Annotated in this window: 27 protein-coding genes; 20 read left to right on the forward strand and 7 right to left on the reverse strand. The window is 58.6% G+C overall.

What is annotated here, in order from left to right:
• Positions 1-56 precede the first annotated feature (56 nt).
• The 5 genes from F3J45_RS00895 to F3J45_RS30455 form a co-directional block, all read right to left on the reverse strand.
• Positions 57-269, reverse strand: coding sequence for a hypothetical protein (locus F3J45_RS00895; protein ID WP_167055776.1), 213 nt, complete (start codon positions 267-269; stop codon positions 57-59).
• Between the two features lie 17 nt (positions 270-286).
• On the reverse strand, positions 287-493 hold the full coding sequence (locus tag F3J45_RS00900) for a hypothetical protein (RefSeq protein WP_167055779.1): 207 nt from the start codon (positions 491-493) through the stop codon (positions 287-289).
• Positions 494-564: 71 nt separating this feature from the next.
• Entirely contained in the window at positions 565-768 is a 204-nt protein-coding gene (locus F3J45_RS00905) for a hypothetical protein (protein ID WP_167055782.1), read from the reverse strand.
• A gap of 18 nt (positions 769-786) precedes the next feature.
• Positions 787-996 carry a hypothetical protein gene (locus F3J45_RS00910; RefSeq protein ID WP_167055785.1) on the reverse strand — a complete coding sequence of 70 codons (210 nt, stop codon included), beginning with the start codon at positions 994-996 and terminating at the stop codon, positions 787-789.
• 29 nt (positions 997-1,025) lie between these two features.
• On the reverse strand, positions 1,026-1,220 hold the full coding sequence (locus F3J45_RS30455; protein ID WP_167055788.1) for a Cro/CI family transcriptional regulator: 195 nt from the start codon (positions 1,218-1,220) through the stop codon (positions 1,026-1,028).
• A 35-nt stretch (positions 1,221-1,255) separates the two neighbouring features.
• Here F3J45_RS30455 and F3J45_RS00920 point away from each other — a divergent pair, with 35 nt between their 5' ends.
• From F3J45_RS00920 to F3J45_RS01010, 19 genes are all read left to right on the forward strand, one after another.
• Positions 1,256-2,149, forward strand: coding sequence for a LexA family transcriptional regulator (locus tag F3J45_RS00920; protein WP_205300339.1), 894 nt, complete (start codon positions 1,256-1,258; stop codon positions 2,147-2,149).
• Between the two features lie 433 nt (positions 2,150-2,582).
• Positions 2,583-3,326 carry a HipA family kinase gene (locus tag F3J45_RS00925; RefSeq protein WP_167055792.1) on the forward strand — a complete coding sequence of 248 codons (744 nt, stop codon included), beginning with the start codon at positions 2,583-2,585 and terminating at the stop codon, positions 3,324-3,326.
• The gene (locus F3J45_RS00930) at positions 3,323-4,159 is read left to right on the forward strand and encodes a DUF3037 domain-containing protein (RefSeq protein ID WP_167055795.1); all 837 of its coding nucleotides are present in this window, start codon (positions 3,323-3,325) and stop codon (positions 4,157-4,159) included. The genes F3J45_RS00925 and F3J45_RS00930 overlap by 4 nt, the downstream gene beginning before the upstream one ends.
• Before the next feature lie 130 nt (positions 4,160-4,289).
• Positions 4,290-4,817, forward strand: coding sequence for a hypothetical protein (locus F3J45_RS00935; protein WP_167055798.1), 528 nt, complete (start codon positions 4,290-4,292; stop codon positions 4,815-4,817).
• A gap of 660 nt (positions 4,818-5,477) precedes the next feature.
• On the forward strand, positions 5,478-5,717 hold the full coding sequence (locus tag F3J45_RS00940) for a hypothetical protein (protein WP_167055801.1): 240 nt from the start codon (positions 5,478-5,480) through the stop codon (positions 5,715-5,717).
• A gap of 329 nt (positions 5,718-6,046) precedes the next feature.
• Positions 6,047-6,358, forward strand: a complete 312-nt coding sequence (locus F3J45_RS00945) for a hypothetical protein (RefSeq protein ID WP_167055237.1) — start codon at positions 6,047-6,049, stop codon at positions 6,356-6,358.
• The gene (locus tag F3J45_RS30460) at positions 6,355-6,582 is read left to right on the forward strand and encodes a DUF551 domain-containing protein (RefSeq protein ID WP_167055804.1); all 228 of its coding nucleotides are present in this window, start codon (positions 6,355-6,357) and stop codon (positions 6,580-6,582) included. The genes F3J45_RS00945 and F3J45_RS30460 overlap by 4 nt, the downstream gene beginning before the upstream one ends.
• Positions 6,583-6,602: 20 nt before the next feature.
• Complete coding sequence (locus F3J45_RS00955; RefSeq protein ID WP_167055807.1) at positions 6,603-7,022, forward strand: hypothetical protein; 420 nt, start codon at positions 6,603-6,605, stop codon at positions 7,020-7,022.
• Positions 7,019-7,210, forward strand: a complete 192-nt coding sequence (locus F3J45_RS00960; RefSeq protein WP_167055810.1) for a hypothetical protein — start codon at positions 7,019-7,021, stop codon at positions 7,208-7,210. The genes F3J45_RS00955 and F3J45_RS00960 overlap by 4 nt, the downstream gene beginning before the upstream one ends.
• Positions 7,207-7,794, forward strand: coding sequence for a hypothetical protein (locus F3J45_RS00965; protein ID WP_167055813.1), 588 nt, complete (start codon positions 7,207-7,209; stop codon positions 7,792-7,794). The genes F3J45_RS00960 and F3J45_RS00965 overlap by 4 nt, the downstream gene beginning before the upstream one ends.
• A complete protein-coding gene (locus F3J45_RS00970) occupies positions 7,791-8,012 on the forward strand; it encodes a hypothetical protein (RefSeq protein ID WP_167055816.1) in 222 nt (73 codons plus the stop codon). Before F3J45_RS00965 ends, F3J45_RS00970 begins: the two co-directional genes overlap by 4 nt.
• A gap of 157 nt (positions 8,013-8,169) precedes the next feature.
• Positions 8,170-8,457, forward strand: coding sequence for a hypothetical protein (locus F3J45_RS00975; RefSeq protein ID WP_167055819.1), 288 nt, complete (start codon positions 8,170-8,172; stop codon positions 8,455-8,457).
• Positions 8,457-9,188, forward strand: a complete 732-nt coding sequence (locus tag F3J45_RS00980; protein ID WP_167055822.1) for a hypothetical protein — start codon at positions 8,457-8,459, stop codon at positions 9,186-9,188. Before F3J45_RS00975 ends, F3J45_RS00980 begins: the two co-directional genes overlap by 1 nt.
• Positions 9,185-9,748 (forward strand): siphovirus Gp157 family protein, encoded by a 564-nt coding sequence (locus F3J45_RS00985; protein WP_167055825.1) that lies wholly within the window; start codon positions 9,185-9,187, stop codon positions 9,746-9,748. Before F3J45_RS00980 ends, F3J45_RS00985 begins: the two co-directional genes overlap by 4 nt.
• Before the next feature lie 7 nt (positions 9,749-9,755).
• Entirely contained in the window at positions 9,756-10,274 is a 519-nt protein-coding gene (locus tag F3J45_RS00990) for a hypothetical protein (protein ID WP_167055827.1), read from the forward strand.
• Between the two features lie 72 nt (positions 10,275-10,346).
• Positions 10,347-10,712 (forward strand): hypothetical protein, encoded by a 366-nt coding sequence (locus F3J45_RS00995; RefSeq protein ID WP_167055830.1) that lies wholly within the window; start codon positions 10,347-10,349, stop codon positions 10,710-10,712.
• A complete protein-coding gene (locus tag F3J45_RS01000) occupies positions 10,687-11,022 on the forward strand; it encodes a hypothetical protein (protein ID WP_167055833.1) in 336 nt (111 codons plus the stop codon). The genes F3J45_RS00995 and F3J45_RS01000 overlap by 26 nt, the downstream gene beginning before the upstream one ends.
• 72 nt (positions 11,023-11,094) lie before the next feature.
• Positions 11,095-11,646, forward strand: a complete 552-nt coding sequence (locus F3J45_RS01005) for a hypothetical protein (protein ID WP_205300340.1) — start codon at positions 11,095-11,097, stop codon at positions 11,644-11,646.
• Positions 11,647-11,660: 14 nt separating this feature from the next.
• Positions 11,661-12,218: a hypothetical protein gene (locus F3J45_RS01010; RefSeq protein WP_167055839.1), complete on the forward strand. Its 558-nt coding sequence runs from the start codon at positions 11,661-11,663 to the stop codon at positions 12,216-12,218.
• 66 nt (positions 12,219-12,284) lie between these two features.
• Here F3J45_RS01010 and F3J45_RS01015 read toward each other — a convergent pair whose 3' ends face one another.
• Complete coding sequence (locus tag F3J45_RS01015) at positions 12,285-12,590, reverse strand: hypothetical protein (protein WP_167055842.1); 306 nt, start codon at positions 12,588-12,590, stop codon at positions 12,285-12,287.
• A gap of 3 nt (positions 12,591-12,593) precedes the next feature.
• Positions 12,594-12,935: a DUF6864 domain-containing function gene (locus tag F3J45_RS01020; protein ID WP_167055845.1), complete on the reverse strand. Its 342-nt coding sequence runs from the start codon at positions 12,933-12,935 to the stop codon at positions 12,594-12,596.
• A 483-nt stretch (positions 12,936-13,418) separates the two neighbouring features.
• Here F3J45_RS01020 and F3J45_RS01025 point away from each other — a divergent pair, with 483 nt between their 5' ends.
• Complete coding sequence (locus F3J45_RS01025) at positions 13,419-15,416, forward strand: DNA cytosine methyltransferase (protein WP_167055849.1); 1,998 nt, start codon at positions 13,419-13,421, stop codon at positions 15,414-15,416.
• Positions 15,417-15,589 lie beyond the last annotated feature (173 nt).

The following is a 15,589-nucleotide window of genomic DNA, read 5'->3' on the forward strand; positions in this document are numbered from 1 at the left end:
ATTTGGCGTCCCTTATGAGGGACTGGCGTCCGGGTCCCTAATTAGGGATCGGACGATTACCTCGGAGCCGCGAACGGCACCACGTTGTTGCTCTTGGGCTTGCCCCGCATGGCGCGAAAACGAGCAGTCATCTTCAGGATCTGCTCAGACAGTTCGTCAGTCGTCAGACCTACCTCGCTTGCCCAGGCCTCTAGCTCCGCAAAGTCATCCTTGCGGAATGGCGCCACCCCTACTTCGTTCATTGGGGTTGCTTCGTTGGCAGATGGCATGCGTCCTCCCGACCTAATTAGGCACTGGCCTTTTTCTCGTTGAGCAGCGGCAGGTATCCGTGCTCCCGCCTGAACGCCAGGGCGGCCAGGATGATGTCCCTCGACAAAACGCTGTGCTGGGTCTTCCTCTCAAGGGCGTAGTCCTTGAGCTCACTGAAATCTTCGTCATCCAGACGAACCTTGACCTGGTGGTCGTGGCGATGGGCTTTGTCGTCGTAGGTCATGTGATCCCCTGCTGTATGCGTGGTCGATCTGTCTGGATGAAGAGGTACTTGCTTGCCCGCATTTAGGCCCCCTAGAGGGCCTTTTTGTGTCCTACCAGCCCCAACACTGGGGCCTTGTAACGCGCTTGTCGTAATTGCTCTTGGACTGCGAGAGATCGACTCATTTCTAGGTACTCGTCGGTCGATCTCTCCAGGCTCCAGCCGAGGTCGGCAGCCAGCTGTCGAACCTCAGCCTTCACCTCGATCGGCAGCAATTCGAAGGTGGTTTCAGGCATAGGCCCTCCATAGGGTCCTCAGGCCGACTTATCCTGTTGCCCGACACCGTTCATTTCTCGGAGCAGGTCAGCAGCGCCCAGTCGGCGGCCGAGGTTTGCCAGTTCGTGCACGTAGGTAGCCAGCTGCATGCCGGCCATGCGGGCCTCCATGCGCAGCTTTCTGACTTCCTCGGGCTTCCAGCGCGACTTGATCACTTCGCTGCGTTTGTTCGCGGGGTCCAGGTGCATTCAGGGATTTCCTTGTGATTGAAAAATGGTTAAGCGGCGGACTTTTGGGACGGGAACGGCCGCTGCTCTTGCGCGGTAACCGTGCCGTCTTCACCAACAGTCACGTAAACATCACGGCCCACCCGGATAGCCTTGCTCAGGCCTCCTTGGGTGCAGCCGAGCATTTGAGCGGCCCTGGTATGGCCGTGCTCTTTTGCGAATTCGGAAAGCGGGATTCGGCGCATAGCGACGTCCTCAACAATGGCTCTACGTCGGCAGTATGACCGGCGGTATTGTTAATAGTCAATACCGCCGCTATTGGTGCCGCCAATACCGGTGGTCATATCATTCGCACATGACGAAAAACTCACGAAAGGTTCCGCTTGCCGACTGGCAGGTGGAGGACAGCAAGCGCCTCAAAGCGCTGTATAACCAGAAGCGTGCCGAGCTCGGCCTGACGCAGGATCGAATTGCGGCAGAACTGGGTGAAGGCGTGACGCAAGGAGCTGTCAGTCATTTCATGAATGGGCGAACGGCGCTGAGCATCCGGGCGGCATCGGTTTTTGCAAAAGCTCTTCAGGTGCCCGTGTCTGCATTCAGCCCAAGGCTGGCGGGGGATCTCGATGCCCTGCTTGCGATTCCGCATGTCGGCTCTCCGACAGCAGATTGGGGGCAGGCCCCTCGACATGAAGACCAACAGCACGCTGTTACTCCTCTACCAGAAGGCTCGGACGAAGCGGAGCTTGATGGCAAGTACGCCTACGTCCCCCAGTACGACGCCAAAGCAGCAGCCGGCCTGGGCAGCGAGAACCCACACGTTGAAATGCGCTCAACACTAGCGTTCAAGCGAGAATGGCTGAAGGTGAAGGGCGCAAAGGCGGACCATCTCATCGTGATCTACGCCGAAGGCCAAAGCATGTGGCCAACGATCAATGACAGGGACGTTCTGCTGGTCGACCGCTCTCGAATTGATCCTATCGATCGTCAAGTTTTCGTGCTGGCCGGCGCGGACGGAACGATCGTCAAGCGCCTGGTGCAAGCGCCGCTTGGCCGCTGGATCTTACGTAGCGACAACGACGACAAGGACCAGCATCCAGATCGGTTTTTCTTCAGGAGCGAGGACAACGAGCACCGGATTATCGGGCAAGTGATCTGGCGAGGGGGCGATTTGTAGCCATGCCCTTAACCAAGCCAAGGCTAAGCCATAGAAGACGCTGAATTAGGACGGTGGACGGTTACGGATGACTCAGTGGCGAGAGCGTAGTTTCTGGGGTAAAGCGTGGATCTATGCCTTGTTGGCACTACTCCTCGTGGCGGCATCCGATGGCGCGGACGTATCTAGCCTTGGCACAGGTTCATCCAATCGAAAGCGGGTCTTCAGCCCAGGGTTCATCGCAATCTGCGTCCTTGTAGTTGTGATTGAGCTGATCGTACTGAACCACTTGTACAGGGCGCAGTGATCAGGATCTACCAGGTGACGCAGGGTGGAAAGGATCGGCTGGCGGGGTATGGGGATGAGGTGAAGGTGGGGCGAATCAATCGAGGTGTAGGCGAGTAGCCTACCACCAGACATTTGGAGCAGCGCATTTGAGCATGGAAGACAACTGATGCCTGAGAGCATTACAGCGGTAGAAATTATCAGGCAAAGCCACCAAGGAATTTCTATCAAACCATTCATCGTGCGTGGCGATGATGGGGCATCCTATTTTGTGAAAGGGCTGGAAAAGGCCGGGGGGCCGGCGCTCATTTCTGAGGTTATCGGTGCAGAGCTTGGCAAGCGCATGGGTCTACCCATACCCGACTGGAAATTGATGCATGTCCCAAATGAGCTCATCTCCTTCAGTGCTATACCGAATGTTACCGACCTTGGTGGAGGTTTGGCATTTGCCTCAAGGGCAGTCGAGAATGCATCTGACTTCAGCGTCAGCAACATCAATCACACGCCGATAGACTTGAGACGTCGAGTCCTGCTGTTCGACCTCTGGGTGCGTAACGGTGATCGATGCCTCAGCGAGCGAGGCGGCAACGTGAATCTGATCCTAGACGGATCGGGCAGCCTGACCGTCATCGATCACAATATGGCGTTTGACAGGGCTTTTTGTTGCAATGACTTCATGGAAACGCACGTTTTCCGCGATTGCAGGTCGTTTTTCAGAGACCTTGTCGTTCGTCAGGAGCACATGGAAATCCTTAGCGATGCCGTGAAAAACTGGGGTACGATCACCTCCCTTTTGCCAGACGACTGGCTCTTTCGCGACAGGGACCAAATCGATTTAACGGAGCCAACGGTAGCTGAAAGGCTGGAAATGCTGGAAGTGTTCAAGGACGAGCGGTTCTGGGGAGAGCTATGAAATACATCTGCAACTACTCTATTTTGCGGTTCTTGCCTTACCCAGAAACAGGCGAGTTTGTGAATATTGGCGTCGTCTTGATAGCCAATAATGGCGATTTTCGCTTCAAAATCGAGAAGAAGCGTCAGCGCGTGACTAACTTCTTCCCCAGCCTAGACAGCAAGATCTTTCTCAGAGCTCGACGCGAGATGGAGGCTGAGTTCACTAGGCTCAGTGGCTTCTTTACGGAGAATCGCTCTGATCTGCCCGCGCTTCTCAGCACCTTCAAGCATCTAATCCATCCTCGTGAGACGATGATGCGGTTCAGCGATCCTGGAACAATGGCAATCGAAAACGCCAACCAGGCCGCAGTCGAATTGTTCGATCATTATGTGAACCACAGCTTCGCCACCAAGGAATATCAGGAGACGAAACTGGAGCGCCAGCTTGGCAAGCTTTTGTCAGCCAATAACCTGAAGCAGCGCTACAGCGAGCATAAGCTGGGCACTACCGATTACCCGGTCAAATTCCCATTCGTGATGATCAATGGAATGCAACCGGTTCAGGCTCTGAAGCCGATTCACTTGGGGCATGACGAACCATCGAAGATCATCGAGCATGGGGATGCATGGATCTCCAAAATTCGCCGCTTGAGCTCTGCAGAGCAGATGGCACAGGACACGTTATTCATTGCGGGACCACCTGAGACAGGGAATGCCAAGCTTTTGAATGCGTTTCAGGAGATTTGCGAGGAGCTAAAAAACTTTCCAGGGGTGAGGGTTACAAGTACGGCGGAAAGCAGAAGCATCCTTCTCGAAGAGATCAAAAAAGGCATACCAGAATCCATTCACTGATGACATAGCCCGCCTCGGCGGGCTTTTTCATGCCTGCGTGATGGCGAATTGCCTTGGTGGTAGCATGGCGACTCATTTATCTGGGAGGGATGCCATGCGGGGCTTTGGAATTCTGGCGTTGATCGTAGGCATGATCGCTGTGATCGGTGCCATGGCTATGGACGTTTCTGTTTCAACAGGAATGGGCGGAAGGGTTAACAACATAGGCCTCATGGCCCAGCAACAGAATTACCTGATCATTGCGGCTCTGATCGCGTTGGCGGGCCTGCTCATGATGATCTTCGGTGGCAAGAAGCAGCTGAGCAGCGAACAGCTCGCGAGCATCATGGAGGCGAACGACTCGAGACCCTGCCCTTTCTGTGCCGAGCCGATCAAACACGCTGCTATCAAATGCAAGCACTGCCAAGCCGACGTTCCTGCGGCTGAGCGACAGACGCCTTCGAAGGGATGGACTGTGCGTGTACCTTGTCGACCTGGTGATGAGTACGCGACGACACTTGGCAACCTCAAGGCACAGGACTTGCCCGTAGATAAGTCCGAAGACCCTATCGTTGTAGTGGGACCATACGACCTGAAGGTTGCCGCTTTTGACGTGCAGCGCATTCTCCAGGAGCGGCATTCCCTCTTCTGCGATCTCTATTACGACGACGGCCGTTAACCCGATATCAGCTGAAATCTAAAGGCCCGCCCATAGCGGGCTTTTTTGTGGACGAAAGAAAAACATGACCGGAGGTATTGACCATGAGAAATACCGGCGGTATTGTTCGCTTCAAGCAGTCACCAACCAGGGACTGCCCAGGCCCTCACCGGCCGCCGCTCTTTCACATTGATGGGAACCTCGCGGATCGATCCCGGCAACGGTACAGCGCGAGCAACAAATTCGATCCCCATGCCAGCTCTGGAACTGGCCAGCTCGAAATCAGGCGCTTACGGCGCGGATGGAGGGTTGCGCTGTAGATGCTCCCTGCCGGGATGCCCTCAGAACGGGCGTCAGCACCTGGCACAGCACGAGCAGCGATTAACCAATAGGAGGAACCCGCCAATGAAGTAGAAAGCCCAGCCGGAACTCGGACCGGCAACCCACGACGGACTGCCCCACCCAACGGGCCGCAGAGCTGCGGTCGACAGTCGTGTAGCGATCACATCACCCCATGACCACCCCGCCGAGGTCGATCGACGCGAGGTGATAGGGAAGCTCAAGGCCAACAGAACTGAGAGCAACGCCGTCGGCGGCTGAGCTCGAACGATCACCGCTGATGCAGTGCCCCGGCCTGTCGCCAGTAGCGAGGCCGGGATTTCACCAGGTGCCATTCCATGAGTGGCATCTGGGAAATCAACCGCCCTGGAGGGCAAGACGATGGCGAAGAGGCCAACCAACCGCATCAAGTACAAGCTCTGGGATACGAACTCCACGATGGAGTACGACGGCACTATCGACGAAGGCATCTACTGCGCGGCCTGGAGCCTTTCTCTTGAAGATCGAAAAGTTCTGATCGGCAAACTGGTAGAGCAGCAAGCAAGCGCCACAGCCAAGGCTGAAAGCTCCACGTCAGCCTGACGTTAACTGCCCGATGCCCTGCTCCCCATCGCAGGCTGCATCGGAGTGTGATCTGAATGCGCAGGCTGATGCGCAATAACTGACCAGCACCCATACCGGTATAGATTTCAGCCGGAGAGGAGCGTGGCGACCACGGCTCAGGCTCTGATCAAGGTCAGGACAGTCGAATGCCGGAGATCAGCGCCGGCCAGATCACACCCCGATGCACCCCGCATCCCCTTCCCTTCACATCGACCGCATCGACAGGTGCCGGGCTTGGCTTTTCACGCCCAGCTTGGTCCCTGGTGCCCGGCACCTGATCAATGCGGTTGGCTAATGAGGTTCACAAGATGGATTACATGGCAGCCCAAATGGATCGCCAGATTGAAGGCGCCCAGCACCAGTACGACGAAGCTCTCAAGGAAGGCGAGCAGCCAGCCTTCCCTGTGCAAGCCAGCGAGTACGGCGGACACGGCACCTGCTTTGGCCTGACGATCATCGACTACTTCGCAGCCAAGGCAATGAACGGCTACCTGGCCAATGCATGGCAGGCGAAGGAGTTGGATGACACCGGCGATAGCTCAGGAGAGCAAATGCGCATCGTCGCTGAAATCTCCTACGCCATGGCACGCGCCATGCTCGCCGCCCGGGTGAAGCCATGAGCGGCTGGATCAAGTGCAGCGACAGGTTGCCTCTTGAAGTGAACGGCGAGGTTCCGTTCCGGAGTGTGGAGGTAATCGCAACTGACGGCACAGCCGTAATGCAATGCACCTTCGACGCAGGAAATGGTTGCGGCAAGCCTTGGGCCACCTGGAATGGATACAACAACATCCCGGCCTCACAGATCACCCACTGGCAGCCCCTCCCTTCCCCACCCACCGAGTAACCCATCACCTGGAGGCGACCATGGGCGCACTTCGAGCAGCACAATGGCGGCACGACAATGCTGAGCCGGCCGACGACTCGGCCTATCAGGAAGCGGCTCAGCAGTGGATCGAGAGCAACGCAGAAAGCCTGGTCGGCGGCTGCGACGTTCTGATCCCGCAACGCTTCGGCGGGCCGGTGGGTGTCCGCCAAGACCAGTTCGTGGCCAAGCTGGCCGAGCATCTTCGCGCCCTGCAAGAGGCTGAGCAGGACGACATCAACGCCCTGGCCCTGCTCCTTCTCCAGGCGCAGGCCGGCGGGCCGGTGAAGGGCATGGTCCCAGACATCCTCGGCCCAAGCGACCACGTCGGTGGAAAGCTCTTCGAGATCGCCGAGTCGATGCTTGAAGGGTACGCCGAGCAAGGCGTGCAGCACGACGCCGACCTGGCGAACGAGCCATGAGCCCTCATGTTCTGCTCGACAACGAGCTCGAAGTCCTGGCAGAGCCATCCACCCCTGTGAGCTGGTCCGCGATGATCCAGAGGCAGCTCACCGAAATGATGGCCGACCAGCGCATCACCATTGAAGAGTTCAACCACTACTGCGGGCGCCTCAACAAGATCGTTGATGGGCGCAAGGAGGTCGCGTGAGCGAGATTGATTGGAGCAAGGCGCCCGAAGGCGCTACGCACTTTGGCGCTGAAAACGAGTTCTACTTCTCCGCCTGGTACAGGGTTGAAGGTGAGCAGATCCTTGCCTACACCGAGGACGGCAGCATGTGGAGGGAAGCCACCTACAGCTGCGTATTCCCGAAGGTATCCAGCCTTTCCGCCAGACCTCAGCAATGGAGCGGCGAAGGCCTGCCTCCGGTTGGTTCTGAGGTTGAAATCCAGCGCGGCGGCTGGACTATCCGCGAAGAATCTGCCGAATTCATTGGCGCTGAGGTCACGGTCTGTGCGGTATTCCAGACCGCCCGTGGCGTTGACATGATCGCTGTAGATGGTGGCGCGGATCTTGGCTGCGAGGTCTTCCGCGCAGAAATGGCCAGGCCGGTACCGACGCCAGAGGAAAAGGCTGAGGCGGAGCGAGTCGCCGGCCTGAATGAAATGATCCGCCACATGAAGGATCACCCTGGCGGCACTCACGGCGTCAGCCACATGCAGCAGCTGATGATCCATGAGGATGTCGCCCGCGATCTCTGGGCCGCCGGCTACCGCAAGCAGGAGAAGCCATGACCACGCCAATCGTGAAGACGCTCATCGACGAGCAGATTGCGGAGTTGCCAGAGGCCCAGGCCATGCCGGCCGATCGGGTGCTGATGCTGTTCAAGGGTCCGACCTTCGCCGCCGCAGTGCACGAGGCCGCGCTGGCCAGCATCGAGAACCCGCAGGCTTGGAAGTGCCGGGCCTGCATCTGCGGCGAGTGGACGGTCGGCTACGAGGTCAGAGCATGACCAGCCACCAACGCACTCGCCGCATCGCAACCTGGCGCGGCAGCTTCGCCACCCTCTTCTTCTGCACTGCCTGGATGCTTGCGAGCGCCTGGGCAGGCTGCATCACCAAATAACCAACTTGTCAGCGCCCACCGCATGGATGGCGCGGGAGATTTGCATGTCCGAAAAAACGCATACCCCAGGGCCGTGGACTGTCCGCGCTGTACCCAATGTCGGGTTGGTTGGCCATACCGGCTACGCGATCGACTTCAACGAAGATCAGGAGCAGGTGGTGGACTTCGTTTATGAAGAGGCTGACGCGCACCTCATTGCCACCAGCCCCAAGTTGCTACTGGCGCTTGAGGATGCCGTGACGATTCTTGAGCCGATCGGCGAGCAGATACCTGATGTGGCGCGGCGCATCGTCGGCTACCAGAGAGTCATTGACCAGGCGAGGATGAAGTGATGGCCAACACCAACTTGCGCATCTGGGAGCAGGTGCAGACCACCGACACCAGGTTCACCAAGAAAGCCAAGGTAAACGGTCAAGACATCACCAGCCTAAGCGGAACCGCCATGGTCATGAAGGCCACTGAGCTGTTTGGCCCGGTTGGCATTGGCTGGGGCTGGAAGGTAGTCGAAGAGCGATTTGATGAAGGCCATGAAATCTATACCGGCGAGGGCGACAAGCGCGCCTGCATCGGTCGTGAGGTAGGGCACACGGTCAAGATCGCGCTTTGGTTCATACAGGATGGCCAGCGCGGCGAGATTGAGCAATACGGTTGCACGCGCTACCAGTACAAGACTAGCTACGGCATGACTACCGATGGTGAGGCGCCGAAGAAATCCCTGACTGACGCCATCAAGAAGGCCCTGTCCATGCTGGGCTTCAGCGCCGACGTGTTCCTTGGCATGTTCGACGACCAGAACTACGTCCAGCAGCTCCAAGCAGAACAAGCGCTCGAGCAAGCAGAGGACAAAGAGGCCGAGCTTGAGCGCCAGAAGCAAGAACGGCTCGATTACATAAAGTCCGTGGTCGAGACCATGCAAGGCGCCCAGTCACTGCAGGAGCTCAAGAAGATTCACGATCATGCTGTGCGCCGCTTAAAGGCTCGCAATGACGACACTGCAATCAAGCGCGTTGCCAAAGAGCTGAGCGATTTGACACCGAAGTTCACCCAGGAGACCGCCGCATGAGCAGCCTCTACCCTCTCACAAAACAGATGATGGAGTTGGCCGCCATGGCCGACACCGACGATGAAGGACTCAAGCAGGCCATCCAAGACACCATGGACGGCATCGCGGGGGAGTTCGGCGACAAGGCCGACAACATCGTCATGCTGCGCCGGAACATCGATGGCGAGGTCCTGGCGATTGAGGCCGAGATAGGTCGCCTAGAAGAGCTCAAGCGCATCAAGAAGAACGCAGTCACGCAGATCGGCGACTACCTGCGGCGGAACATGGAGGCTGCGGATATCAAGTCCATCAAGCGACCGCTGTTCACCATCACGCTGGCTACAGCGCCGGAGAAGGTGATCGTAGACAAGCCTGACGACCTTCCAGACGAGCTGGTGCGCGTGAACGTGACCCAGGACCCGGACAAGAAGGCGATCGCCGCCAAGCTCAAGGCCGACCGCGAGCACAACGAGGCAGTCCGCCAGCGCATGGCCGCCGGCGAGGACTGCGAACACGAACTGATCCCTGAGCCAGCCTGGGCGCATCTTGAGCGCGGCGAGAGCTCGATTCGCATCAAGTGAGGTGCGCATGAATCCCTCAATCGACCTTGAGGCAGCGAAAGCTGACTTCCTTGCCTCTGGAGGCAGCATCATCGTGCTCGACGGTTTCCATTACGTTCCGCACCGGCCGCACCGCGATATCGAGCAGGTCCGCGCCGTGCAGCCGAAGCCGCTGGGCATGAAGGCGCAGAAGCGCCAGGATCAGTTGGCCGAGCTGCGCAAGCTCGCCAAGACCATGACTTATGCAGAAGCCATGGCACATACCGGCCTGACCCAGACCACGCTGTACCGCGCAGCGATGGAAGGCTGCTTCTGTTTCCGGCCAGACCCGAAGCGTGGCCGCGGCGAGAAGAACAGGACCTACGCCGACCCCGAGGCGGACAGGGCCCTGGCCGGGCAGATCGTCGAGTTGCGCGACGCCGGCCTCAACCGGGCCCAGGCCAAGGCCAAGCTTGGCATCTCCGACCGCAAATTCTGCCGTGTCATTCACCTGTTCGGCGTCGACTTCCCGAAGGCTGAGGGCAAGCGATGCGACGGTCCAGTTTGAAAGGTCAGGTCCGCCAGCGCCGGCGGCAAGAACAGTTCCACTTGCCGCCCAGCGGCCTCACGGAGCACCAACATGCAAAAGACACCCTCTGGAGTGGTGACGCTGCCGTCCTGGCTCAAGTCGCCGGTCAAGAAGCTGTACAACACCCGCAGCGGCGGCCAGTACCGGCCTGACGATGTGGCCCTGGCCTTCGCGCTAAGCCTGCGCATGCACGACAGCGCTGAGCACCTGCGCAGGCTGGCACGGCACCTGGTGGGCAAGGTCTGCCTGGAGCACCAGCCGAACATGAAGCGCCTGGCCCGCGAACTGGACGACGCCAAGGTGTTCGACGCAGCGCTCAAGATCATCAACCGGGTGTGCGACCTGCTGGAGTACGCCCCGGGCACCGCTTTCGTGCGCAATGGAGGCGATGATGGCACTGACGCAGCAGCAGCGTAATGACAACGCTGAGCGCAAACGCATCAAGTTCGACGAAAAGGCATTGAGGCACCGGGTACGGCCGGGGATTCACCAGGCGATGGACCGGATCTGTGAGCGATCCAAGGGCATGCAGATAAACGAGGTGCTTCAGATGGCGATCCTCAAGATGGACGCCATGCCCGATGATGAACTGACAAAGTTCCTCATGGTGCGCCACGAAATCCTACTTAGCGAAAACGTGGTGCAGGCATTCAACGATGCTAGCGTGCGCAAGATCATTTCCGATCCAGACCAAGACGCTGACGACGAAATCGATCGTCCTTCGTAATACCCCATCCCAAATCAAATTGCCACCATGCCGCATCCGGCCACGGAGGGCGGCGCATGCATGGAGAAAGCCATGAGCTACTTCTACAAGACCGAATCGCCAAAGGTTCTGGCCGCCGTGCGCGCCTGGGACGAGAAGAAGGCCGATTGGAACGCCCAGAGCGAGAAGCTGGGCCATGCCTTCGGCGCTGCAGCCTCGACGATGTACAACGGCTCCCGCTACTTCATCGGCGGGATCAAGCTCAGCGCCAGCCGAGAGCTGGACGTGCACTGGTGCCGGCCTGACGAGCACGGATACCGCTCGCTCCGCCGGGCAGCCAAGCATGCCAAAGGAACCGCTAAGGACGTACGTGCCGCCGAGAAGGCTGAGCACCAGCGCCTGGCTGATCTCTGGAGAGAGCACTGCCCAGAAACCATCGACCGGGACGAAATGTGGGAAGCCATGGGGGTCGCCCGCGGGGCACTGTGGCTGAGCGGAGGCGTGTGTTTTGAGCACAGCGGCACGGTCTTCCTGAATTTCGGCTGCAAGTCATCAGGCGATGGCGTCGAGGGCTTGGCAGAGATCGTGGCCAGCGAGTACGAAGCCGCCCGCCAGGCAGTCCTCAGCGCGCGCAAAGCCGCATAGCCAAGGAGAACGTCATGATTGGCACCCCCTGCGAATACGTGCAGCGGCACTACCAGGTGCCGGCCTGCATCGGTCGTCGTGTGATCGCTTACGGAAAGCCTGGCACCATCACCGAGGACCACGGCCACTACATCGGCATCACGCTCGACGAGAGCACCAAGCGCCGCGCCGGCCGCTACCACCCAGTCGACGGCATCGAGTACGGCGAGATGGTCGAGAAGCTGCCGAAACCGGCTCGCAGCAGCAACTACGACAAGTTCCAGAACGAAGACATCGACTGCTACTTCCACGAGTTCCTTTGCATCATCAAGCCAGAGGTTGAGATGCGCGGCGGGTGCAGAGAATGGCGTGACGGAGGTTTCCACCAGGTGCCGCGCGAGTTCCGCATGTACCGCACGACGAGTGCCCTGGATTACCTCGCCCGGGCCAGCGTCACCGGCGAGTGGTGCCCAACCGTGAAAGAGGCCAAGGCCAGCTACAAGGAAGCGCTGAAAAAGGCGCCAAAGCCATACCGGCGCTGGAGCAACGAAGCAGAATTCCTCGCCTACCGCGACGCCTACTACGACCTGTAGCCAATACCCGCTGCCCGCCAGCGCCTTCCCCTTTGAAAATAAGACAACAACTAAAACCAACAGAAGCTACTGGCTTTTTCCGAAGGCGTAGCCCAATGCAAGGGTGATGATTGGTACAAAAATAGTCCAAACGTCCTTAATTTCTTCCAGATACTTAAAATCCTTGTAACAAACCACCAAGCTAAATAGCAGCAAGCTTATGCAAGACGCAATCACGAAGCTCCACGTGATAGTCATCCAAACGATCGAATCTTTGGCATTGGAGCCAGTGCCTATCGTAGCTTGAATAGTACCATGAGAGCCCCCTGATGGCTTAGGCGGCTCCGCACCCACTAAACCCGCTTGCTCTTGATTGATGAACTCTCCGGACATTGTTCACCCCAGCATAAAAGTATAGGAAAACACGCGGAGGCCTTCATTCCTTGAAATCGTATCAACCGAGAAGGTCATAGACAGCTGCTTACCTTCCACTGTCGCGATAGGAACCGGGGAGTAGAGCCCCTCTCCAGTAGTGTGGGAAAAGTTTGTCAGATATAGGTTCCAAATCCCATTCTCAACTTTCGTCTCGTAACGAGACACCTTTACAGATGAATTTTCAACGAAAATCACCTGCAGCTTTAGGCCTTGAACCTCAAAGTTAATAGGCCAATTAGAGGATATATGAACTACCCCGCTGGAAATGATGGACATGCCGTTAACGCTCGCAGTGATTTCCACTTTTTCCTCGTCATCTATAGGTCGCGGACACGACGCTATTAAACCTAAATTGCTAAAAAGTCGCCACTAAATGCACAGCGGCACCTACACGTAAGGACTACAACGTGACCACAGCAATTGACCTGTTCGCCGGCCTCGGCGGATGGAGGGCCGGCGCGTGCTTAATGAATTGGACGATCTATCCCATCCTTGGCCCAGACGGCCGCTTTTTAGGCGATAGCTCCAACCTTTCAGCCAAAGAGAATGCTGAGGCAAGGTCTGTAAAAGCTATGCCGGCAGCTTCTGGGCCATTCACGTAGAACCTGGCTTCGTAGTACGTACCATCGGGCCTCTGTTCTTCCCAAGCCTGAACAGAATACTCCCCCACATTCCCATGGTGTTTCCCCCAACGTCCCATCGCATAGACCTCAGTGAATTAAGAGATAGATGAGGTCACTTTTTACCTCAGAACCCTCTAGCACGCCACTTCGGCGAGGACCGCCCATGTCTGCATTTCAGAAAAAGAACCCGCTCGACTTCAAAACCCAGTACGGCCTTGGCTTCGATCCGCAAGACGATGAGATCGTGGTGGACTTCTTCTGCGGTGGCGGCGGCGCCGGTACCGGGCTGGAGATGGGCCTGGGCCGACCGGTGACCGTGGCCAAGAACCACAGCCCGGCGGCCATCAGCATGCACACCGCCAACCACCCTGCAGCACGCCACTTCACCACCGACGTGTTCGAGGGTGACCCGGATGAAGAATGCCAGGGCCGTGCCGTGGGCTGGTTCCACATGAGCCCCGATTGCACGCACCACAGCCAGGCAGCCGGCGGCCAACCGCGCAAGCGCGAGATCCGCAACCTGTCGTGGATCGGCCTCAAGTGGGCGGGCAAGAAAAAGCCCCGTGTGATCAGCCTGGAGAACGTGAAGCAGATCTTGCAGTGGGGTCCGCTGATCGCCAAGCGCGACAAAGCCACCGGCAGGGTCATGAAACTGGATGGCACCGTGGCTGCCGTGGGCGAGCGCGTGCCGGTGCAGCAGCAGTTCCTTGTGCCGGACCCGAAGCGACGCGGCATCACTTGGCGCCGATTCGTGCAGCTGCTCGAAGGCATGGGCTACCAGGTGGAATGGCGCATCATTAAGGCCTGCGACTTCGGCGCGCCAACCAGCCGCGAGCGCCTGTTCATGATCGCCCGCTGCGATGGCCAGCCCATCGTGTGGCCGGAACCGACCCACGCCAAGAACCCTGCCAAGGGCCAGCAGAAGTGGCGCACCGCCGCCGACTGCATCGACTGGAGCGTGCCAAGCAAGAGCATCTTCGGCCGCAAGAAGGACCTGGCGGCTGCCACTCTGCGCCGAGTGGCCAAGGGCATGAAGAAGTTCGTTCTGGACAACCCGCAGCCCTTCATCGTGCCGATCGCCAATTGGTCGGGCGAGTTGGCCCAGCCCGCCGACGAGCCGCTGCCTACTGTTACATCGTGGCCGCGGGGCGGATCGTTCGCCATGGCCAGCCCGGTTATCTTGCCGGCAACCCACCACGGTGCCGTCCGGGTGAACAACCCAGACGAGCCTATGCCAACAGTCACGGCCGCCAACCGCGGGGAGTTGATGATGGCCAGCCCTGTGATGATCGGGGCCGGCGGGCCGGTGTACGCAGGAAAGCCGGTACCTGCAGATCAACCGTTGGGCACTCTCATAACCCAGAGCCATCGCGCTTTGGCATCGGCGCACCTGGTCAAGTTTCGGTTCAATAGCGATGGCTCGCCCATCACCGACCCGGTGCCGACCATTACCAGCGGTGGCAACTACAAGCGGCCGGCAGGCGCCGCGCACGCTATGGGCGTCTGCACCGCCTTCATCGAGCAGGCCAATGGCGGATTCAACACCACGCCAGCCCGCAGCATGGATGACCCCATGAGCACCGTCACCAACACTGGCAGCCAGCAACGCCTGGTGACCGCCAACCTCGCTACGCTTCGCCGGAACTGCGTCGGGCGCGCAGTAGATGACCCGGTGCCCACCATGACCGCCGGGGCCGAACATCACGCTCTGGTCGAGTACAAGCTGTCACCAGAGCATGAAGAAGGCGCACTGCGTGTCGCGGCCTTCCTGATCAGCTACTACGGCACCGAAAACATCAGCGCAGCAGACGCGCCAGCGCCGACAGTCACCACCAAGGACCGACTGGGCCTGGTCACCGTCTTCGTGAAAGGCACGCCGTATGTGATCGTCGACATCTGCCTGCGGATGCTTCAACCGCATGAGCTCTACCGCGCCCAGGGCTTCCCGGCCAGCTACATCATCGACAAGGGCGCCGGCGGCAAGCCGTTCACCAAGACCGAACAAGTGCACATGTGCGGCAACAGTGTCAGCCCGCCACCGATGGCCGCCCTGGCCAGAGCCAACGATCCATGGCGTATTAAGGAGCGAGAAGCAGAGGCAGCGTTATCACACCCACAGGGCGTTCGACGTCGTAATCACGGGCGCCTCAATTCCTTTTAGGCGCTCTGTTGTGAGCCACAGCCGAGTGCTATCAACGTTAAATCTCCTGGGATTTGATAACTGCTCAGCAAGTAGTGACCCGCTCAGGACGTATGGTCCGCATCCCTCACAGGCATAGCCGTTTCCATCTCGAGTGGTTTCCAGCTCCTGTGCACCTTGATCACAAATATGAC

It is taken from the genome of Pantoea sp. Ap-967 (genome assembly GCF_011752565.1).
Taxonomy (GTDB): Bacteria; Pseudomonadota; Gammaproteobacteria; order Pseudomonadales; family Pseudomonadaceae; genus Aquipseudomonas.